24 protein-coding genes are annotated in these 19,849 nt (G+C 65.0%); 15 read left to right on the forward strand and 9 right to left on the reverse strand.

Features of this window, described 5'->3' with window-relative positions:
- Window positions 1–393 (forward strand): carboxymuconolactone decarboxylase family protein, encoded by a 393-nt coding sequence (locus tag IVB26_RS26290; RefSeq protein WP_247968051.1) that lies wholly within the window; start codon window positions 1–3, stop codon window positions 391–393.
- Here the strand turns inward: IVB26_RS26290 and IVB26_RS26295 are convergent.
- A complete protein-coding gene (locus IVB26_RS26295) occupies window positions 355–894 on the reverse strand; it encodes a hypothetical protein (RefSeq protein WP_246924934.1) in 540 nt (179 codons plus the stop codon). The genes IVB26_RS26290 and IVB26_RS26295 overlap by 39 nt on opposite strands.
- 184 nt (window positions 895–1,078) lie before the next feature.
- Window positions 1,079–1,258 carry a hypothetical protein gene (locus tag IVB26_RS26300; RefSeq protein WP_247968052.1) on the reverse strand — a complete coding sequence of 60 codons (180 nt, stop codon included), beginning with the start codon at window positions 1,256–1,258 and terminating at the stop codon, window positions 1,079–1,081.
- A 276-nt stretch (window positions 1,259–1,534) separates the two neighbouring features.
- On the opposite strand from IVB26_RS26300, the gene IVB26_RS26305 reads away from it, so the two are divergent.
- From IVB26_RS26305 to IVB26_RS26325, 5 genes are all read left to right on the forward strand, one after another.
- Complete coding sequence (locus IVB26_RS26305) at window positions 1,535–2,452, forward strand: ABC transporter permease subunit (RefSeq protein ID WP_246924939.1); 918 nt, start codon at window positions 1,535–1,537, stop codon at window positions 2,450–2,452.
- A gap of 27 nt (window positions 2,453–2,479) precedes the next feature.
- Window positions 2,480–3,775, forward strand: a complete 1,296-nt coding sequence (livM, locus tag IVB26_RS26310) for a high-affinity branched-chain amino acid ABC transporter permease LivM (protein WP_247326921.1) — start codon at window positions 2,480–2,482, stop codon at window positions 3,773–3,775.
- A complete protein-coding gene (locus IVB26_RS26315) occupies window positions 3,772–4,605 on the forward strand; it encodes an ABC transporter ATP-binding protein (RefSeq protein WP_247968053.1) in 834 nt (277 codons plus the stop codon). The genes livM and IVB26_RS26315 overlap by 4 nt, the downstream gene beginning before the upstream one ends.
- Entirely contained in the window at window positions 4,602–5,345 is a 744-nt protein-coding gene (locus IVB26_RS26320) for an ABC transporter ATP-binding protein (protein ID WP_247968054.1), read from the forward strand. The genes IVB26_RS26315 and IVB26_RS26320 overlap by 4 nt, the downstream gene beginning before the upstream one ends.
- 162 nt (window positions 5,346–5,507) lie before the next feature.
- Window positions 5,508–6,626, forward strand: coding sequence for a branched-chain amino acid ABC transporter substrate-binding protein (locus IVB26_RS26325; protein WP_247968055.1), 1,119 nt, complete (start codon window positions 5,508–5,510; stop codon window positions 6,624–6,626).
- Window positions 6,627–6,703: 77 nt separating this feature from the next.
- On the opposite strand, the gene IVB26_RS26330 is transcribed toward IVB26_RS26325, so the two are convergent.
- A complete protein-coding gene (locus IVB26_RS26330; protein WP_246924951.1) occupies window positions 6,704–7,090 on the reverse strand; it encodes a response regulator in 387 nt (128 codons plus the stop codon).
- 242 nt (window positions 7,091–7,332) lie between these two features.
- Here IVB26_RS26330 and IVB26_RS26335 point away from each other — a divergent pair, with 242 nt between their 5' ends.
- Genes IVB26_RS26335 through IVB26_RS26345 form a run of 3 tightly spaced genes read left to right on the forward strand, consistent with a single transcriptional unit; the run spans window position 7,333 to window position 11,457 of the window.
- On the forward strand, window positions 7,333–10,140 hold the full coding sequence (locus IVB26_RS26335; protein WP_247968056.1) for a PAS domain S-box protein: 2,808 nt from the start codon (window positions 7,333–7,335) through the stop codon (window positions 10,138–10,140).
- A 58-nt stretch (window positions 10,141–10,198) separates the two neighbouring features.
- Window positions 10,199–11,194 carry a P1 family peptidase gene (locus tag IVB26_RS26340; protein ID WP_247968057.1) on the forward strand — a complete coding sequence of 332 codons (996 nt, stop codon included), beginning with the start codon at window positions 10,199–10,201 and terminating at the stop codon, window positions 11,192–11,194.
- Between the two features lie 50 nt (window positions 11,195–11,244).
- Window positions 11,245–11,457, forward strand: coding sequence for a KTSC domain-containing protein (locus IVB26_RS26345; RefSeq protein ID WP_247326913.1), 213 nt, complete (start codon window positions 11,245–11,247; stop codon window positions 11,455–11,457).
- A 13-nt stretch (window positions 11,458–11,470) separates the two neighbouring features.
- Here the strand turns inward: IVB26_RS26345 and IVB26_RS26350 are convergent, their stop codons facing one another.
- The gene (locus tag IVB26_RS26350; RefSeq protein ID WP_247968058.1) at window positions 11,471–12,109 is read right to left on the reverse strand and encodes an EF-hand domain-containing protein; all 639 of its coding nucleotides are present in this window, start codon (window positions 12,107–12,109) and stop codon (window positions 11,471–11,473) included.
- On the opposite strand from IVB26_RS26350, the gene IVB26_RS26355 reads away from it, so the two are divergent.
- The 5 genes from IVB26_RS26355 to IVB26_RS26375 all read left to right on the forward strand — a co-directional run bounded on the left by IVB26_RS26355 (window position 12,108) and on the right by IVB26_RS26375 (window position 13,913).
- A complete protein-coding gene (locus IVB26_RS26355) occupies window positions 12,108–12,338 on the forward strand; it encodes a hypothetical protein (protein ID WP_247968059.1) in 231 nt (76 codons plus the stop codon). The two genes, IVB26_RS26350 and IVB26_RS26355, sit on opposite strands and share 2 nt — an antisense overlap.
- A 163-nt stretch (window positions 12,339–12,501) precedes the next feature.
- Window positions 12,502–13,203 carry a ribulose-phosphate 3-epimerase gene (gene rpe / locus IVB26_RS26360; protein ID WP_247968060.1) on the forward strand — a complete coding sequence of 234 codons (702 nt, stop codon included), beginning with the start codon at window positions 12,502–12,504 and terminating at the stop codon, window positions 13,201–13,203.
- A gap of 165 nt (window positions 13,204–13,368) precedes the next feature.
- Window positions 13,369–13,512: a hypothetical protein gene (locus IVB26_RS26365; protein WP_247968061.1), complete on the forward strand. Its 144-nt coding sequence runs from the start codon at window positions 13,369–13,371 to the stop codon at window positions 13,510–13,512.
- Window positions 13,513–13,517: 5 nt separating this feature from the next.
- Window positions 13,518–13,697, forward strand: coding sequence for a hypothetical protein (locus IVB26_RS26370; protein ID WP_247968062.1), 180 nt, complete (start codon window positions 13,518–13,520; stop codon window positions 13,695–13,697).
- Window positions 13,698–13,721: 24 nt separating this feature from the next.
- Complete coding sequence (locus IVB26_RS26375) at window positions 13,722–13,913, forward strand: hypothetical protein (protein ID WP_247968063.1); 192 nt, start codon at window positions 13,722–13,724, stop codon at window positions 13,911–13,913.
- A 25-nt stretch (window positions 13,914–13,938) separates the two neighbouring features.
- On the opposite strand, the gene IVB26_RS26380 is transcribed toward IVB26_RS26375, so the two are convergent.
- From IVB26_RS26380 to IVB26_RS26400, 5 genes are all read right to left on the reverse strand, one after another.
- On the reverse strand, window positions 13,939–15,378 hold the full coding sequence (locus tag IVB26_RS26380) for a serine/threonine protein kinase (RefSeq protein WP_247968064.1): 1,440 nt from the start codon (window positions 15,376–15,378) through the stop codon (window positions 13,939–13,941).
- 5 nt (window positions 15,379–15,383) lie between these two features.
- Entirely contained in the window at window positions 15,384–16,124 is a 741-nt protein-coding gene (locus tag IVB26_RS26385) for a metallophosphoesterase family protein (RefSeq protein WP_247968065.1), read from the reverse strand.
- 115 nt (window positions 16,125–16,239) lie between these two features.
- Window positions 16,240–16,845, reverse strand: a complete 606-nt coding sequence (locus tag IVB26_RS26390; protein ID WP_247968066.1) for a hypothetical protein — start codon at window positions 16,843–16,845, stop codon at window positions 16,240–16,242.
- Window positions 16,838–17,524: a hypothetical protein gene (locus IVB26_RS26395; protein ID WP_246931042.1), complete on the reverse strand. Its 687-nt coding sequence runs from the start codon at window positions 17,522–17,524 to the stop codon at window positions 16,838–16,840. The genes IVB26_RS26390 and IVB26_RS26395 overlap by 8 nt, the downstream gene beginning before the upstream one ends.
- Window positions 17,521–18,291: a MotA/TolQ/ExbB proton channel family protein gene (locus IVB26_RS26400; protein WP_247968067.1), complete on the reverse strand. Its 771-nt coding sequence runs from the start codon at window positions 18,289–18,291 to the stop codon at window positions 17,521–17,523. Before IVB26_RS26400 ends, IVB26_RS26395 begins: the two co-directional genes overlap by 4 nt.
- 185 nt (window positions 18,292–18,476) lie before the next feature.
- Between IVB26_RS26400 and IVB26_RS26405 the strand changes: the two genes are divergently transcribed.
- The gene (locus IVB26_RS26405) at window positions 18,477–19,847 is read left to right on the forward strand and encodes a sensor histidine kinase (protein WP_247968068.1); all 1,371 of its coding nucleotides are present in this window, start codon (window positions 18,477–18,479) and stop codon (window positions 19,845–19,847) included.
- Window positions 19,848–19,849: the final 2 nt, after the last annotated feature.

Here is a 19,849-nt window from a genome sequence, read left to right on the forward strand (position 1 = left end):
ATGGACGACCAGAAGCGCCGCGATGCCGGCATGAACGTGCGCCGAAAGGTGCTGGGCAATGCCTGGGTCGACAAGTCGATTACCAACCGCAACGCCTTCAACACCGACTTCCAGGACCTGATCACGCGCTACGCCTGGGGCGAGATCTGGACGCGGCCGCATTTCGACGAGCGCACGCGGCGCGTGCTGGTGATCGGCACCATGGTCGCGCTCGGGCAATGGGACGAATTCCGCCTGCACGTGCGCGCGGCGCTCGCCGAGGGTGGCTTCACCCCCGACGACATCAAGGAGATCCTGCTGCAGCAGGCGATCTATTGCGGCGTGCCGGCCGCGAACCACGCCGTGAAGGAGGCCTCAGCGATTGTGCAGGAGCTCGGCCTGCTCAAGACCTAGCGGCTGAAGACTCGGCGGCGCGACGTTCTCGACGATCTTCGGCGCAGGCTCGGGCCGTTCGATCACCACCACGATGGCAGCGCCGAGCAGGAGCAGCAGCTCGGTGGCATGGAGCCGGAGCGCGGCCATCTCGCCGACCTTCGAAGCCATTACCATGCTGGCAAACGAGATCAGGCTGCCGATCGCGAGCGCAATGCCAAGCGCCTCGTCGCTGCCGCCGCCCTTGCGGGCGCGGGGGATGCACAGAAGCACGAGGTAGATCGCAAAGAACGCCACCACGGTCATCCGGCCTAGCGCCAACAGCCAGGCGGCCCGCACCGTGCTCATCCCCGCCATCTCGAGATGGTCGCTGAGGAACAGCGCAACTGCGACACTCGGCCGCTCAAAGAGGCCATGCACCGGCGCGACCATGATGTTGAAGGCAACGAGGCTCCAGGCCGGAATGAAATAGGCCGCCAGCAGCGCGCCGTTGACCGAGCCGATCCGCCAATTCCCGAACATGCCGCTTCCCACTTGATTTGCCGAAGGCCTTCGACGGAAGGCAGCGGCTTCACGGGAGCTAACTCGCATCAGACTGTGGCGGCAATTTAAACCCTTTGTTTACCTTAATTGCCCGGGCGAACACAAAAAAAGCCCCGCCTCTCGGCGGGGCCCTCATCACCCTCTTTACGCTTGGGCTCCCAGATTACTTGTCCTGCTGACCACCCTGTTGCTGACCGGGGCGATCGCCCTGACGCATCGGATCGTTCTGCTGCTGCTGTCCAGGTTTCTGACCGCCACCCTGCTGGCCCGGCTGTTGACCTGGGCGCTGCTGGCCGGGGTTCTGACTCTGCTGACCCGGATTCTGGTTCTGCTGCTTCGTCATTCGGGGAACTCCCTTGTTGGACGTCAGAGGCGAGATAACGGCCGGCATCCATTTTGGTTGCCCGCGGAACCCGGTTCCTCGCAGTTGCGGAACCCAAGGCTAAATGACCTCTGTACAAGACCTTCTGGCGTAGCGTGACCAGTTGCAGCCGCCAGTTCCCTCCTGTTACAAAACCGGAAGAATGCCTAGGGGCTGCCGGGGCCCAAGAAAACCACACTCCAACCCACTCTCCTAAGAGCTCTCTTTGAGCCCGCGTCAGGTTTGGTACGGCAGCCCATGGATTATTTCACCCAGCAACTCATCAATGGCCTGGTCCTGGGCTCGATCTACGGCCTGATCGCCATCGGCTACACGATGGTCTACGGCATCGTCGGCATGATCAACTTCGCCCATGGCGACGTCTTCATGATCGGCGGCTTCATTGCCCTGATCACCTTCCTGATCCTGATCTCGTTCGGGCTGACCGCGATCCCGCTGATCCTGCTCGTCGTGCTGCTGGTCTCGATGGCGATCACGGCGCTCTATGGCTGGACCATCGAGCGCATCGCCTACCGGCCGCTGCGCCATTCCTTTCGCCTCGCCCCGATGCTGTCGGCGATCGGCATGTCCTTCGTTCTGACCAACTATTCGCAGGTTGCGCAAGGCGCGCGCGTCAAGCCGATCCCGCCCTTCATCACCGGTGGCTACACCCTGCATGAGAGCACGGATGGCTTCGTGATCCAGCTCTCCAACATCCAGATCATGGTGGTCGTCACCACCGTCGTGCTGCTGGCGCTCTTCACCTGGCTGGTGTCGCGCACCCGGCTCGGGCGCGACATGCGCGCCTGCGAGCAGGATCAGACCATGGCGGCGCTGCTCGGCGTCGACGTCGACCGCACCATCTCCATGACCTTCGTGATCGGCGCCGCGCTCGCCGCAGTCGCCGGCCTGATGTACCTGCTTTACTACGGGACGGTCGATTTCTTCATGGGCTTCGTCGCCGGCATCAAGGCGTTCACCGCGGCCGTGCTGGGCGGCATCGGCTCGCTGCCGGGCGCCATGCTCGGCGGCCTTGCGATCGGCCTGATCGAGACGTTCTGGTCGGCCTATTTCTCGGTCGGATACAAGGACGTCGCGGCGTTCTCGATCCTGATCGTCGTGCTGATCTTCATGCCGACCGGCCTGCTCGGTCGTCCCGAAGTCGAAAAAGTCTGACGGTCGCGCGTGGCAGCTTCCTTACCCATGAAGGCCAAACCGGGCATCCCCTCCATCCTGAAGACGGCTTTCATCAACGCGCTGGTCGCGCTGGTGCTGTTCTCGTTGATGGTCGGCATCCGCACCGAGGCGGGCGCCTCGGGCCAACTCACCTATTGGACGCGCTTCGGCGAACTTGCCTCCCTCGTCGGTGCGGTATTCGGCGGCTCGATCGTGATCGAGCTGCTGCGGCAATGGATCGGCCCGACCGGTGCCGAGAACCTGGTGCCGCCAGCGGTGAAGAGCGGCATGTCGTTTATCGGCCGCTACCTTGCGCCGGCACTTCTGATCTTCACGCTGCTGGTGCCGGTGATCTTCTATGACCAGCGCTACATCCTCGACCTCGCGATCCTCGTGCTCACCTATGTCATGCTGGGATGGGGACTGAACGTCGTGGTCGGGCTCGCCGGCCTGCTCGATCTCGGCTATGTCGCATTCTATGCGGTCGGCGCCTATTCCTACGCACTGCTTGCGACCAATTTCGGCTGGTCGTTCTGGGTCTGCCTCCCGCTGGCCGGCATCCTCGCAGCGTTCTGGGGCGTGCTGCTCGGCTTCCCCGTGCTCCGCCTGCGCGGCGACTATCTCGCCATCGTGACGCTCGCCTTCGGCGAGATCATCCGCCTCGTCATCATCAACTGGCAGGATCTCACCGGCGGGCCCAACGGTGTCTCCGGCATTCCCCGCCCCTCCTTCTTCGGCATCCCGCTCGACAACAGCGACGACGGGCTCGCCGCCAAGCTCGACATCGAATATTCGCCGACGCACCGCATCGTCTTCCTGTTCTATCTGATCCTGGCACTCGCGCTGCTTACCAACTGGGCGACGATCCGCCTGCGCCGCCTGCCGATCGGGCGGGCCTGGGAAGCCTTGCGCGAGGACGAGGTCGCCTGCCGCGCGCTCGGCATCAACACCACGACCACCAAGCTCACGGCGTTCGCGACCGGGGCGATGTTCGGCGGCTTTGCCGGCGCGTTCTTCGCCACCCGCCAGGGCTTCATCAGCCCGGAATCCTTCACCTTCCAGGAATCGGCGCTGGTGCTCGCCATCGTCGTGCTCGGCGGCATGGGCTCGCAGCTCGGCGTCGCGCTGGCCGCTCTCGCCATGATCGGCGGCTTCGAGCTGTTCCGCGGCCTAGAGACCTATCGCATGCTGGTGTTCGGCATGGCGATGGTGCTGATCATGATCTGGCGGCCGCGCGGCCTGATCGGCCATCGAGCCCCCACCGTGTATCTGACCAAGGCGAAGGCGATCTCCTCCGACCTCGTCAAGGAAGGGCACGGATGAGCGGCGACAAGATTCTTAGCGTCGACCGGCTCGCCATGCGCTTCGGCGGCATCGTTGCCGTGCAGGACCTTTCTTTCGCCGCCGAGCGGAAGAAGATCACCGCGCTGATCGGACCGAACGGCGCCGGCAAAACCACGGTGTTCAACTGCATCACCGGCTTCTACAAACCGAGCGGCGGCGCCATTCGCCTCACCCATGACGACGGCAGGACGATCGCGCTGGAGCGGCTGAACGATTTCCGCATCGCCAAGCAAGCCAAGGTGGCCCGCACCTTCCAGAACATCCGGCTGTTTCCCGGCATGACCGCGCTGGAAAACCTGATGGTGGCGCAGCACAACGCGCTGATGCGCGCCTCCGGTTTCACTTTCCTCGGCCTCATCGGCGCGCCCGGCTATCGCGATGCCGAGAAGCGCGCGATTGATCTCGCCACGGACTGGCTCAAGCGGGTCAACCTGCTCGACCGCGCCGACGATGCCGCCGGCAATTTCGCCTATGGCGATCAGCGCCGGCTCGAGATCGCGCGCGCCATGTGCACCGAGCCTGCTCTGTTGTGCCTGGACGAGCCCGCCGCCGGCCTCAATGCGCGTGAGAGCGCGGCCTTGAGCGAGCTTCTGCTCTCGATCAGAGACGAGCTCGGTACCTCGATCCTCCTGATCGAGCACGACATGTCGGTGGTGATGGCGATCTCCGACCACATCGTGGTGATGGACCATGGCGTCAAGATCGCGGAAGGCACGCCGCGCGAGGTCCGCGACGATCCCAAGGTGATCGCCGCCTATCTCGGCGCCGACGAGGAAGAGGCGGCAGCCGTGATGGAGGGCGGCTCGTGACGCCGGCGCCCTCTCCTCTGCTCGCGATCCGGGGCTTGCGCGCCGCCTACGGCAAGATCGAGGCGCTGAAGGGCGTCGACGTCGAGATCAATGCCGGCGAGATCGTCGCGCTGATTGGCGCCAACGGCGCCGGCAAGTCGACGCTGATGATGACGATCTTCGGCAAGCCGCGCGCCCGCGCCGGCCAGATCCTGTATGAAGGCCGCGACATCACCGACGTCCCCACCCACGCAATCGCGCATTTGCGCATCGCGCAATCGCCCGAGGGCCGCCGCATCTTCCCGCGTATGAGCGTGGCGGAAAATCTCCAGATGGGGGCGGATGCCACCGAATGCACCGAGGCCGAACGCGAGGCGACGCTCCAGCGCGTCTTCACGCTGTTTCCGCGGCTGAAGGAACGCTACGCCCAGCGCGGCGGAACCCTGTCCGGCGGCGAGCAGCAGATGCTGGCGATCGGCCGCGCCTTGATGAGCCGCCCCCGCCTGCTCCTGCTCGACGAGCCCTCGCTTGGCCTGGCGCCGCTGATCGCGCGTCAGATTTTCGATGCGATCCGCACCCTGAACCGGCAGGACGGCCTGACCGTCCTGATCGTCGAGCAGAACGCCAACCACGCCCTCAAGCTTGCCCATCGCGGCTATGTCATGGTCAACGGCCTGATCACGCTGGCCGGCACCGGCGCCGAATTGTTGCAGCGCCCCGAGATTCGCGCCGCCTACCTGGAAGGCGGCCGGCACGGCTGACCGAGCCGCAAGCCCGCCCCCCGTGCGGCCGAATGCGGCGAGATATCTGCGCCAATGCCCGTATTTTGCCGGTGACTTCTCCTCGAATTCATTCAAGAATGGCGCCGGTTTGAACCGGGCATGCCCGGCAACGTCCACAGGCGACCACCCGCGAGGTATCTCATGAAATCACTGAAGCTCATCGGTCTGGCATTCGGCGCATCGCTCGCGCTGTCGAGCGCGGCATTCGCGCAGGATGTCACCGTCGCAGTCGCAGGCCCGATGACCGGCGGCGAGTCCGCCTTCGGCCGCCAGATGAAGAACGGCGCCGAAATGGCCGTGGCCGATATCAATGCCGCCGGCGGCGTCAACGGCAAGAAGCTCGCGCTGTCCGTCGAGGACGACGCTTGCGACCCGAAACAGGCGCGTTCGATCGCCGAAAAGATCGCCGGCGCGAAGATCCCCTTCGTGGCCGGGCATTATTGCTCGTCGTCGTCGATTCCGGCCTCGGAAGCCTATGCCGACGGCAACGTGCTCCAGATCACGCCGGCCTCGACCAACCCGCTGTTCACCGAGCGCAAGCTCTGGAACGTGGCGCGCGTCTGCGGCCGTGACGATCAGCAGGGCCTGATCGCGGCCCAGTACATCGCCAAGAACTACAAGGGTAAGAACATCGCGATCCTCAACGACAAGACCACCTACGGCAAGGGTCTGGCCGACGAGACGAAGAAGGCGCTCAACAAGGCCGGCGTCACCGAGAAGATGTACGAGTCCTATAACAAAGGCGACAAGGACTTCAACGCGATCGTCTCGCGTCTGAAGCGCGACAACATCGACCTCGTCTATGTCGGCGGTTACCATCAGGAGAGCGGCCTGATCCTGCGTCAGATGCGCGACCAGGGCCTCAAGACCGTGCTGATGGCCGGCGACGCCCTCGCCGACAAGGAGTACGCCTCCATCACCGGCCCGGCTGGCGAAGGCACATTGTTCACCTTCGGCCCCGATCCGCGCAATAAGCCGACCGCGAAGAAGATCGTCGAGGCTTTCAAGGCCAAGAACATCGACCCCGAGGGCTACACCCTCTACACCTATGCGGCGATGCAGGTGTGGTCGCAGGCGGCCAAGAAGGCTGGCTCCACCGACGCCAAGAAGGTCATGGAAGCGATCAAGGCCGGTAAGTGGGACACCGTGATCGGCCCGATCGAGTATGATGCCAAGGGCGATATCAAGCAGCTCGACTACGTCGTCTACAAATGGGATGCCAAGGGCGGCTACTCCGAGATCAAGAGTGACGGCACCTGAGCCCGCCTGCCGGGCCTGAAGGCATCCAATCATCACCACGCCCCGGCTTGCCCGGGGCGTTTCTTCTGGCGGGAGTGTCAGACGGCTGCAGGCAGTTCGCCGCCGGCCGCGGCCTGGGCTTTCCGCAGCGCTTGCAGGAGGTCGTTCGGCCGAAACGGCTTTTGCAGGCAGACCACGTTGGCGAGGTGTGGCGCCTGGTCCATGAAATCCAGCGTCGTCATCCCGGACACCGCCACGACCGGCAGCCCCGGCACACGTTCGCGCAGGGTCGCGATGACGTCGACGCCGCTGGTGTCACCCAGGAAAATATCGACGATCGCCGCGTCAAAGGGGCTTTCCGTGAAGGTTTTCAGCCCGGCCGCGCCGCTTTCGGCCTCGGCGACCTCGTATTGGTTGACCCGAAGCACGATCGCGACCATCGCGCGCACGGCCTTCTGGTCGTCGATGATGAGAACGCGAGGCATGGGAACAATCCCGCAGATCGATCAATTCGTGTGATTCAAACCTGGAACCCGCCGCGGCGGGAGGGCATTATGACACCGCCCCAGTAAAGCGCATCTTACCCGGTACCTACTCCGCGTTCTCACCAAAATTAAGTAAGCTGTAACCTTCGGTTGAGTCGTCGCTGCAACGGTCCACGACACGCTCCCGGAACGGGCTACCGTGGAGGTCGAAGGTCAAATCTGCCGGATCTTGGAACTGCGGGATGCTCAAAACGGGTCTGCAAGAGATGAACGCGCCTACGATCGACCGAAGCACATTTCTTTCAACGCTGCCGGCCACGTCGGCCGACCGGACCGCGGCATTGTGGATCGTCGGTGTGTCCTCGATCCTGTTCGCACTGGCCGTTCCGTTCGCAGGTATCTCGCTGCCGCCGGTCCCTGCCTTCGTCGCGAGCTATCAATCCGCCCTGGCCGTGAGCGACATCATCACGGCAGTGTTGCTGCTGTCGCAGTTTTCGGTGCTGCGGACCCGCGCACTGCTGTGGCTGTCGACGGCCTACCTGTTCACCGCCGCGGCAGCGCTGGTCCATGCCCTCACCTTCCCCGGCCTGTTCACACCGACCGGGCTGTTCGGCGCCGGCAGCCAGACCACCGTCTGGCTCTACATGATCTGGCACGGCGGCTTCCCGCTGTTCGTGCTGGGCTATGCCTGGCTGAAGGAAAAGGACGGCGGCCCCAGGATCCGGGGCGCGACAATCAGCCCGATCTACGCCATCGTGCTCGGCGTCGTCGCGACCATCGCCGCCTTCACCTGGATTGTCACCGTCCAGCACGATCTGTTGCCGGTCCTGCTCCGCGACGGCCGTTACACACCGACCATGATCGGGGTCGTATCCTTTGTGTGGTCGCTGAGCTTCGCCGCGCTCGTGTCGCTGTGGTTCCGCCGCCCGCATTCGGTGATCGACATCTGGCTCATGGTGGTGATGTGCGCATGGCTGTTCGACATCGCGCTGTCTGCAATCGTCAACGTCGCGCGCTTCGATCTCGGTTTCTACGCCGGCCGTCTCTATGGCCTCTGCGCGTCGAGCTTCGTGCTCGCGGTGCTGCTGATCGAGAACGTCCGCCTTCAGGCCCGGACGGTGGGCCTCGTCGGCAGGCTGCGCGAGCAATCGGCGTCGGATCGCGACTTCTACGGCAAGCGCCTCGCGCTGTACGGCGCCGTCGTCGAATCCTCCAACGACGCCATCATCACGAAGACGCTCGACGGCATCATCACCGGGTGGAACAAGGCCGCCGAGCACTTGTTCGGCTATTCCGCCGCGGAGGCCGTCGGCAGGTCGATCGACATTATCGTGCCGACGGAGCGAAAGGGCGAAGTCCGGAGTATCCTCAACCGGATCGCCGACAACGAGACGATTGCCCAGCACGAGACGGTGCGGATTCGCAAGGACGGCCGCGCGCTCGACGTTGTCCTGAATGTTTCGCCATTGAAGTCGGACAACGGAGAGATCATCGGCGCTTCCAAGATCGCCCATAACATCACCGAGGAGAAGCAGGCGCAGGAGAAGCTTCGCCGCGAGATCGAGGAACGCCAGCGCATCTTCGAGACTTCGCAGGATCTGATCCTGGTCACTGACGGCTTCGGCAATTTCATCCAGGTCAGCCCGAGCGTGAAGGACATCCTCGGCTTCAGCCCGGAAGACATGATCGGGCACAGTGCGACCGAGTTCATCCACCCTGACGACCTCGACAAGACGCGGGAGGAAATGCGCGCGGCGCGGCGCGGCGCGGTCAAGCGCAGCTTCGAGGCTCGCTATTATCACTACGACGGTCACGAGGTCACGCTGAACTGGATGGGCACCTGGTCCGAGCCGGTGAAGCGCCATTTCTTCATCGGCCGAGATCTCACGGAGAAGCAGGCCGCCGAAGCCCAGTTCCGGCAGGTTCAGAAGATGGACTCCATCGGCCAGTTGACCGGCGGCGTCGCCCACGACTTCAACAACGTGCTGACCGTCATCACCGGCACGATCGGCATTCTCAGCGACGCCGTCGCCGACCGGCCCGAGCTTGCCGCCATCACCAAGCTGATCGACGACGCAGCCGAACGCGGCGCGCAGCTGACCAAGCATCTGCTCGCCTTCGCCCGCAAGCAGCCGCTGCAGCCGCGCGAGATCGACGTCAACGCGCTGGCGCTCGAAGCCGCCAAGCTGCTGCACCCGACGCTGGGCGAGCAGATCACGATCATGCCGCAGCTTACCGAGGACGCCTGGCCGACGCTGGTCGACCCTGGCCAGCTATCCACCGCGATCCTCAATCTCGCATTGAACGCGCGCGATGCCATGCCCGACGGCGGCACCCTGGTGCTGGAGACCCGCAACATCTTCCTCGACGACGGCTATGCCAGCATGAACCCCGACGTCGTCGCCGGCAATTACGTGATGATTGCCGTCAGCGACACCGGCAGCGGAATTCCGCCGGACCTGATCGACCGGGTCTTCGACCCGTTCTTCACCACCAAGGAGGTCGGCAAGGGCACCGGCCTCGGCTTGAGCATGGTGTTCGGTTTCGTCAAGCAGTCGGGCGGCCACATCAAGATCTACAGCGAGGTAGGCCACGGCACGAGCGTGAAGATCTACCTGCCGCGCTCGACCGGGGTGCAGGAAACCGATTTCGAGGTGCTCCAGAACGCGCCCATCACCGGCGGCAACGAGAGGATCCTGATCGTCGAGGATGACGCGCTGGTGCGGCAATATGTTGTGACGCAGGTCAAGAGCCTCGGCTATACCGCGCTCGAGGCCGCCAACGGCGCGGAGGCCCTCACCATCATCGACAGCGACAAGGCCATCGACCTGCTCTTCACCGACATCATCATGCCGGGCAACATGAACGGCCGCCAGCTTGCCGACGAAGCGGTCCGGCGCCGCCCCGACCTCAAGACGCTGTTCACCTCGGGCTACACCGAAAATGCCATCGTCCATCATGGCCGGCTCGATTCCGGCGTGTTGCTGCTGGCCAAGCCCTACCGCAAGTCCGAGCTCGCCAAGATGCTCAGAACGGCGCTGGCCAGTTGAGCCCGCGACCTCTCTGCGCTATCGCAGAGGCGAACTCCTTTGAGCTCGCGAGGCCAGTTTGAACAACCTCCTCACCGATATCCCCGGCGTCCGCGTCGGTCATGCCGAGGATGCCAAAGTCGCCTCCGGCACGACCGCGATCATCTTCGATTCCCCGGCGGTCGCAGCCATCGATGTTCGCGGCGGCGGCCCGGGCACGCGCGAGGTCTCGCTGCTCGACGTCGCCAATACGGTCGAGCGGATCGACGCGATCGCACTCTCCGGCGGCTCCGCCTTCGGTCTCGATGCCGGTGGCGGCGTCCAGGCTTGGCTCGCCGAACAGGGCCGCGGTTTCAGAGTAAGGGAGGCCGTCATCCCCGTCGTCCCCGGCGCGATCGTGTTCGATCTGCTCAACGGCGGCGACAAGGCCTGGGGCCGCTTTTCGCCCTATCGCGACCTCGGCTACGCCGCTGCGGCTTCCGCCGGCGCCGACTTCGCGCTCGGCAGCGTCGGCGCGGGCCTGGGTGCCACCACCGCCACCTTCAAGGGCGGAATCGGTTCGGCGTCGGCCGTGACCGCGAACGGCATCAAGGTCGGCGCGATCATGGTGGTGAATGCGGTCGGCAGCGTCACTGTCGGCAACGGCCCCTGGTTCTGGGCCGCACCATTCGAGGAAAACGGCGAGTTCGGCAGGCGCGGCCTGCCGCCAAGCTTCACGCCCGACATGCTGGCGATGCGTATCAAGGGCGGTCCGGCCGCGAGTGAGCGCGAGAACACGACGATCGGCCTTGTCGTCACCGACGCGATTCTGAGCAAGGCACAGGCCAAACGGCTCGCGATGATCGCCCAGACCGGATTTGCACGCTCGATCTATCCGGTGCACGCTCCACTGGATGGCGACGTGCTGTTCGCCGCGGCCACCTGCGAGAAACCGATCGAGCCGCTGGTTGAGCTCACCGAGCTCGGCATGGTCGCCGCCAACGTGGTCGCGCGCGCGATTGCAAGCGGCGTGTACAACGCGACCGCGCTGCCATTTCCGGGGGCGCAGCCGGCGTGGAAGGACAGATTCGGTTAGAAACGAAACGGCGGATGCGGCGTTACCCTGGCAGGCCAAGGTTTACCGTCATGCCGTCTTCCGTGATCCGCTTCTTTCGCTATGCGCCCGACACGCGTGAGCTCAAGGTGACCTTTGTCAGCGGACGTCTCTATGTCTACGAGGACGTTCCGCCAGAGGTCGCCGCCGCGTTCAGGGACGCGCGCGCAAAGGGGACGTTCTTCAACCACGAAATCCGCGACCGGTATGTCTATCGTGACATCACGCACGAATATGCCGGCTAGTCTCGGATGCCGCTCACACGCTCATCGACATCGACGAGCCGGCTGTCACTGAGGCGGCCTGCCCCTGCCCGCCTTGCCGCTGCATCAATTGCGCAAACAGATCATAGGCCGAATTACGGGGGCTGGAGGCACCCGGCACCGTCGTCGACATCTTGAAGCCGTCGGCATAGGTGACGGTCGTCGTGGTCGAGCCGTCGGCGGCTGTCGTCGTGGTCGAGGTCGATCCGCCCTTGGACTTCGACGAGGAATCCGATCCATCGCCCGAGCCGCCGGCACCTTGCGCGTGATGGTGTCCGTGGTGGCCGCTCTTCAGCGCCTTCGACATCTCGTCAAGGCTGACGCTGCCGTCGGAGTTCGCATCGAGCTTCGAGAACACGTCGCTGGCCTGCGCGAGGTTGGTGCCGCCGGCGCCCAGCGCGTCTTCGAACTCGGACTTGGTTATGCTGCCGTCGCCATCCGCATCGATCTGCGCGAACAGATCCTTGAGCGCCGCCTCCCGGCCCTTCGACACGGAGGACGACGAATTCGACGAGGTCGAGGTCGCCAAACTGCTCGCGCCGTCGGTGGACTGGCTCTGCGCCGCCAGCAGCGCGCTCATGGTCGCCGGCGCGATCTGTGGGGGGCTGCCTGAGCTGACCAACGAGGTCGTCATGCTGCCCGTGCTGTCGATCGCGAACGGATTGGTTGCGCCTTGCGAAGATCCCGCCTTCTGCGTCGACGACGACGCCTTCGAGTTCGTCAGCGACTGGATCGCGTCGAGCGCGCTGGATACGGCGCCAAGGGCCAACAACATTGCACAACTCCAACCGATGCGGCATGCCGCAGCCAATGTTCTGCAGGTGATGTCAGCAAGCGTCATGCCAGCGCAAAAAGTTCAATGAAATCCGCCGCCGCCGCGGCTTGGACGGCCCGGGAACACCGGCAATTCGTGCCGGTCGCGGCAGAAATTTCCGCCCACAGGAAGCACGCCTCCCATGCATTGCCCGCCACGGAGGCCCATGTTAGGCGAGGCCATCTTTCACGGCCGCCACGGGAAATCGCGCCATGACCCAAGCCTTCGTCCCCCGCCCCCTGGCAATCGCGCCCTCGATCCTGGCTTCGGATTTCTCCAGGCTCGGCGAGGAGGTGCGCAGCGTGGACGCCGCCGGCGCCGACTGGATCCATCTTGACGTCATGGATGGTCACTTCGTTCCCAACATTTCCTACGGCCCCGACGTCATCAAGGCGATGCGCCCGCACACAAAGAAGGTGTTCGATGCGCATCTGATGATCTCGCCCTGTGACCCCTTTCTCGAGGCGTTTGCGAAAGCCGGCTGCGACCACATCACCGTGCATGCGGAAGCCGGTCCCCATTTGCACCGCTCGCTTCAGGCGATCCGCGCGCTCGGCAAGAAGGCCGGCGTCTCGCTCAATCCCGGCACGCCGGTCAGCACGCTCGAATACGTCCTTGACCTCGTCGACCTCGTGCTCGTGATGTCGGTCAATCCCGGCTTCGGCGGCCAGGCCTTCATTCCCTCCGCCATCGGCAAGATCCGCGATATCCGCGCGATGACGGCGGGACGTCCGATCGACATCGAGGTCGATGGCGGCGTCGGCGCCGACGTTGCGGGCGCGCTCGCCGCGGCGGGCGCCAACGCCTTCGTCGCCGGCACATCAGTGTTCAGGGGCGGCACGCAGGAAGCCTACAAGACCAACATCGCCGCGATCCGCAACGCTGCGCTGGGGGCCCGCGGCGAAGCGATTTGAGCTGCATCAAGCCGCGCAGGCGGACGGCGGAAAATCCCGCGGCTTTTACGGGTGTTGCAACGCGCGACGCCTAAAAATGCACTCTTGATCCGTACTCATCCGGACTTCACTGATTCGCGCAAATCACCGCAAGTGACTCCTGCTTGCTTTTGACGGGAGCACATCATGACGACGACCCTGGTTTGGACTGGCGTAGCGTTGTGGTTGGGGTTCAATGCGGCGATTGCGGCGCGCAGCTTCTACGTGGCACGACCGGTGAAGGTCGTGGCTTCTGCCCGCATCATCCACCTTCATCGTCGCCGGGGCTGAGCGCCATGCAGATCGCACTCGTGAAGCGCCAGCCGAAGCGCAGGTGCCGGATCCCGCGCCGCCCGCATCCGGGCCTCGACTATTTCTTCGGCCGCCTCGAGCGTGCCGATGGCGCGCCCGACGACGATGCCCGGCTCGACAATTCGGATCTCGATCATTCGTTTTCCTCGCAGCGACGACACTGAGACTTCCTTTTCCGGACCCCTCCCATGAAACCGCACTGCCCGAACTGCTTGAAGGAAATGACCAAGGCATCCGCCTCGCGCAACCTGTTCAATTGCGAGCCTTGCCGCGAGATCATCCAGTATTTTGGCGGCAGCGCGGATCACGGCGAGCCCGGCCCGCATTTCTCCTGGCCGATCCGCCGCAAGCGCGTCGCCCGCACCGCTCACGCGGCCTGATCCACTTCTCAAGTCGGCAGGCGGCCTATCCCGGCTCTTCGCCTACATCGGGCTCGCCGACTTCCCCAGCCATCCGCGGCGGCCGCACCACGGTGACGGTGCAGGCCGCTTCCGCGGCCACCTTGGCCGACACGCTGCCGAGCAGCGTGCGTCTGAACGAGCCCTGCCGCGCGCCGATGATGACATGGTCGACCTGGTTGGCCTCGGCAAACTCCAGGATCGCGGCGGCGGGATCGACCGCCTCCAGCACATGAGCCGACAGCCGGCTCTCGTCCAATTTGAGCGGCGTCGCCCAATGCCTGAGCGCCACCAGACGGTCGATATGCTTGTTGGATCCCTGCTCGTCCAGCGTCCGGTCGATCGCGATCCGGTTCAGCTTGAGCACGTTGACGCAGGCAAGCCGCGCCGACGGCAAGGTGGCGAGGATGCGCTCGGTGGTCACGCGTAGCGCCTCGTTCAGCTCCGGTGCGCCTTCCACCGTGTCGAGCGCGACAGCGAGGATCGGGCTCGACGCGATTTGGGCGGCGACATCCGATTTCGCGCGCGGCGCCATGACGCCCTGATTGAAGCGGCGGCGCCATGCGACGCCGAGGGAGTCGCGTTTGATCCGCTCCGAGCGCGTGGTGAGCTTGACCTGGTCCGGATGGGCGAGATCGAAGGCGAGCTGGGACGCCGTCGGATAGCGCCACACCGGCTCGATCTCGAGACAGCGCAACACCACCTCCTGAAGCCAGGGCGGATAGTCGGCGCGGAGCGTGCGCGGCGGGTACGGATCGCGCCACAGCCGGCGCCGCATCGCACGCAGCGTCTCGCCCTCGCCGAATGGCCGCTCGCCGGTCGTGAAGAAATACAGCAGCACACCGAGCGAAAACAGATCGCTGCGCGGATCGTCGCGCACCCCCGACAGTCGCTCGGGTGCCATGTAGGGCGCGGTGCCGTAAGGCAGGCGGAACTCCTCCTGCAAGAGATCCGGCAGGTGGTTGTGATGCGACAGGCCGTAGTCGATCAGCACCGCCTCGCCGCTCTCGCGGAACATGATGCTGCTCGGCTTGATGTCGTGATGAATCACATTCTGCCGGTGGAGATCGGCAAGCGCGGTTGCGATCTTGGCGACGAGCTGCCGCGCCTCGTCGTACGGCAGCGGCAGCTCGGGCAGCCGCTTGTAGAGCGTGGTGCCGCCGATGCGCTCGATCACGACATAGGCCTGACGCGCGAAATCGCCGGTGCCGAAACAGGTCGGGACGTGCGGACCCGCGAGCCGCGGCAGGATCATCATCTCCATCTCGAAGGAGACGATCGCGGCAGGATCCTCGCCCTCCGACACCCGCGGGATCTTCATCAGCAAGGGCACGTCGATGCCGGGATGGGTGACCGTCCACAGCGTCGCCATGCCGCCGGCATGAACGCATTCTCCGATGGTATAACCGTCGATCTCCGCGCCGGATTTGACCAGTGATTTCGGCATAGCCGTCAGCGGCCCTGCGACAGGCGGTCGGCAAGCCAGTGCGGCAGGCCGTTGTCGCGGATCCTGCTTGCTGCGGTCGCGATGTCATAGGGCGCGCGGCAATAGGTGATCTGGCACGATTCGGTGTCGAACAAGACGAAGGCTGCCGACGGATCGCCGTCGCGGGGCTGGCCGACCGAGCCGAGCACGGCGAGCCATTGCCGTCCGCGCAGCAGCTGCACCGGGACGTCGGTCTTCGGCACGAAGCTCGTCATCTTCGCCGTCACCGACATCGAATAGAGCGCGGGACGGTGGATATGGCCGCAGAAGGTGACATGGGCCGGCGTCGCAATCAGGCTCTTGGCGGCTTCGACCGTCGAGCGGACATAGTGCCAGCGCTGGGGGTGAGAAGCTTCCGAATGCACAAAGAGACGATCGCTGTCCTCTACCAGCATCGGCAAGTCAGCCAGGAACCGCCGCTGCGCGGTGTCGAGCCGGCCGCGGGTCCACTCGATCGCGATTTGCGCCTCGGCGTTCATGGTCTCTGCCGAGGAATTGACCGCCTGGTCGTGATTGCCGCGCACGGCGACAGCACCCTGGGCGACGAGCTCCATCGCGGTATCCACCACCCACTCGGGATCGGCGCCATAACCGACGAAATCGCCGAGCAGGACGAACCGCTCCGCGCCCTTCGCACGGGCGACCTTCAGACAGGCTTCGAAGGCCTGCCGGTTGCCGTGGATATCGGAAAAAACAGCTAGGAGCACGGACCCTCCACCCTCAGGTCTTATCGAAAGCCGATAAGGCCAAATTGAGGGAGGTCAAAACCATGCGCCAGCGCCGCGCCGTTTACCAGCGCGCCGCTGTCACGATGCTGAAGAGCTATTGCTCGTCCTTCGGGGGCATCCGGGGCGGCGGGATCGGCGTGAACACCGCACCTTGCGCGCCGGCGGGCGGGGCGACGAACTCCCCGGTCGAGGAATCGCCGCCGGTCGTCTCCATGATCGTCTTGGGCGTCACATATTCGCGGACCATGTCGATCAGGCTGCCATCGCCGCCGCCGAAATCGGCCGCGCGGCCGCCTTGCGGATGTCCCAGGGCGATCTCGTTCTCCGCGGCATGGGTCTTGTCGGCGAGCCTGTCATTGTAGGGCACGCGGAAGGCTCGCGGGATGCCGCTCGGGCGATTGTCCTCATCCAGTTGCTCGACCCACAGATAGATCGAGCCGGGATCGCCCTGAAGCGAATGCGGCTCGACGATGCGGGCTTTCAGCAGCTTGAACGTCGCCGGCAGCCGGTCGGCGCTGGCCCAGCCGAGCAGCCCGCGCATCTCGGTGAAGCTGACGACATAGAAGGCGCTGGTCACGACCACGGCGATCGCCTTCAGCGACCAGTGCAGGCGCGCGTAGACCAGCACGACCAGCAGCAGCGCGCCGATGACAGCATAGGCGACCGACAGCGTCAGGATGACCGTTTGCAGGCTAGTCACGGCGCACCCTCTTGGCGTTACTGCTCACACCGGTCCTCGGGTCGAGATCGGCGCCGTTGCGCCAACTGCTGCGGAACGTCTCCAGCAGCGATTTCGGCCGCTGGTCCACGTTGATCACCTTGCCCTCGGCATCGAGCCGGAAGCGCACCGCGGTCTTTTCGTCGCCGGTGTGGTCGAGCGTGAACTTGTTGTCGAACACCACCTGAGCCGTTGGATTGAGCTTCTGCACCTTCACATTGGCTGTGACAGGTTCGCCCGTCGTCGCCACGAAATGCGAGACATTGACGGTGTACTCGCCGGCCACGATGCCTCGCACCGTGACAATTTCCTCGCGGATGGGCGAGGCGATCTTCTTGCCGGCGACGACGATGAAGTCGTTGGCCCCGCCCCGGTCGTCGCGGTCAAGGGTGAGGAAGCCGGCCTCGCGGTGGCGATACCAGGCGATGTTGCCGACGGGATCCTGCACGAACAGGTCGAGATCGTCGGGGTGACTGTCCGGCCAGTCCAACGTGATCATGAACTCGGCCTTGGAGTCGATCTTGCCTTCCTTGGCGTCCGGGGAGACCGCGAGCAGCGCCAGGAAGAAGAGAAACGCGATAACCTGGAGCGCCTTGAACAGCATCACGCCCAGCGGATCGAACGGCTCCTCGCGCGGATAGAGACCGAAATCATCCATCATGACGAGGTTCCGGCGCCTTTGCGCTCCAGTACTGGCGTCACATAGGTCTCGGTCAGCACCACCGCATCCGAGAACACCCGCTGGGTCGCGGCGTCCAGCATGTAGTACTGGATGCGGACCAGGATCGAGCCGACGAGGCCGGCGAGCGTCGTGTACATCGCGACGGCCATGCCGTCGCTCATCAACCCCATCGAGGAGCGCATCGCGACCTTGTCGGCGGCGTCCAGCCCCGCGATCGGCGCCAGCATGATGATGAAGCCGACGATGGTACCGAGCAGGCCAAGCTTCATCAGCGTGTCCGAGACGAAGGCGCCGAACCCGTTGGAGCCGCGCAGCCGGTCGGCGAGCGTCCGCAGCAGCAGCGTCTGGTCGACAGGCCGGTAGTCCTGCGCGGCGGCCTTGGTCACCAGGCTCTCGATGTGATCGCGTACGAGGCCGCGCGGCAACGCGGTCGCCCCCGCCTCCAGCGCCTTGCTGCCGCCGGTGGCCGATAGCATCGTCCGGCAGCGCCGCGCCGCGGCCCCTTCACGGGCAATCGCCCGCGTGCGCAGGAAGCAATGGCCGCAGGTGACGACATAGAGCAACGCGATGATGCTCGAAATGTACGTTCGATCCGAGGTCAGCATCAGGTGGATCAGGCCGAAGCGCCACAGCAGCACGACGGCAAAGATCGAGAGCCCGGTGAAGATCATCCAGAACAGCAGCGCGCTGCGCTCGGATGGGTCGGTCGCAGACGGCGCGATCGGTCCAATCGTCATCGAACTCATGCCGCACTGCTCCTGGTTTGCACCAATTCCCCACCGATTAGATCAAAGCCGCCGTATCAGGTCCAAAGACCCATGCCCAATCCGGCTTGGGAAATTTGCCCGAGCTGCCATCCTGCCACACCCCGCGATTGGCAAGGGCCGGCGGCGTTGTTAGGCTGAGCTTACCAAACGTTGGGGGTGATCGCATGCGCCTCGTGCTTCAGCTTGTCGCCCGTCTGCTTCTTATCGTGGCCCTGTGTCTCGGCGCGGCAACCATATGGGCCACGTTCGACGCCTATCGCAGCGTCGACCGGGCGACGGCGGCCTCGGCGCAGCGGGTGGCACAGGCGCTTCAGGCGCTGTATTGGCGTGAGCTTTTGTTGCGCAGCAGCAGAGCGCGCGAGCATCTCCTGCCTGTTCCGGACTGGCGCACCCTGGAGACGATGAAGCTGATCTCGCCCGGCGTCTGCGTCGAGTTCCAGCCCGCCACAGCATTCGAGAAGCCCCTCTGCGGCCAGAGCGAGGGACTGGGCAAGACGCCGCCGCGCTGGTTCGCCGCAATCGTGCCGACCTTCCTCGGCAGCCATGCCGAGGTGGTGCGGCCGGTCAGCCCCCGCGCCGATTCTGCCGGCACCGTGGTCGCGACGCCGGATGCCGCGGCTGCCATCTCGCTCGCTTGGGAGTACATCCTCAACGTGATCGACGTCGCGCTATTGATGGCGGCAGCGATCGCACTGCTGGCGTCGCTGGCGATCGCGCATGCGCTGGCGCCGGCGCGCGCGATCGTGACCGCGTTGCAGCGCATGGCACGCGGACAGTATCACACGAAACTGCCGCGCTTCCGCTCCATGGAGCTGGCGATGATCGGCAACGCCGTCGGTGAGCTGGGCGGCCGGCTGGAGGAAGCCACCGAGCAGCGCGCCGCGCTGACGCGGCGCCTGATCGAGATACGCGACGATGAGCGCCGCGCCCTCGCCCGCGAACTCCACGACGAGTTCGGACAGAATCTCTCCGCCATCCTCGCCTTCGCCAACACGATCGAAACGGCGAGCGCGAGGACAAGCAGGGACAACGGGATCGCCCAGGATGCGCGCATGATCTCGCAGGCCACCCATCATCTGATGGCCTCGCTCCGCGATGCGCTGAAGCGCCTGCGCAATCCCCTGCCCGAGGAGCTTGGGCTCGAGGCGAGCCTTGTCAATCTCGTCGACAGCTGGCGCTCGCAGAGCGCGGCGCGGCCAACGATCCAGCTCGATCTCAGGGGTGATCTGACGGATGTGCGCGGACCGGCCGCCACCACGGCCTATCGCGTAGCACAGGAATGCCTGACCAACGCACTGCGTCACGGTGCGGCGCGCGAGATCTCGGTGCGGATCGAACGGCGCGCCGGCGACGATGACGCGCTGCTGATCCACGTCGAGGACGACGGCGGCGGCGATGCGGAGCGCGTCGCGCAATCGGCCGGATTCGGCCTCACCGGCATCCGTGAACGCATTGCGGCCGCCGGTGGATCGTTGTCGATCCTGCCTGCCCGCGGCGGCCTCAGTGTCGCCGCCACCATCCCGCTCGCCGCGTGAGG

Source organism: Bradyrhizobium sp. 195 (assembly GCF_023101665.1).
Lineage (GTDB): Bacteria > Pseudomonadota > Alphaproteobacteria > Rhizobiales > Xanthobacteraceae > Bradyrhizobium.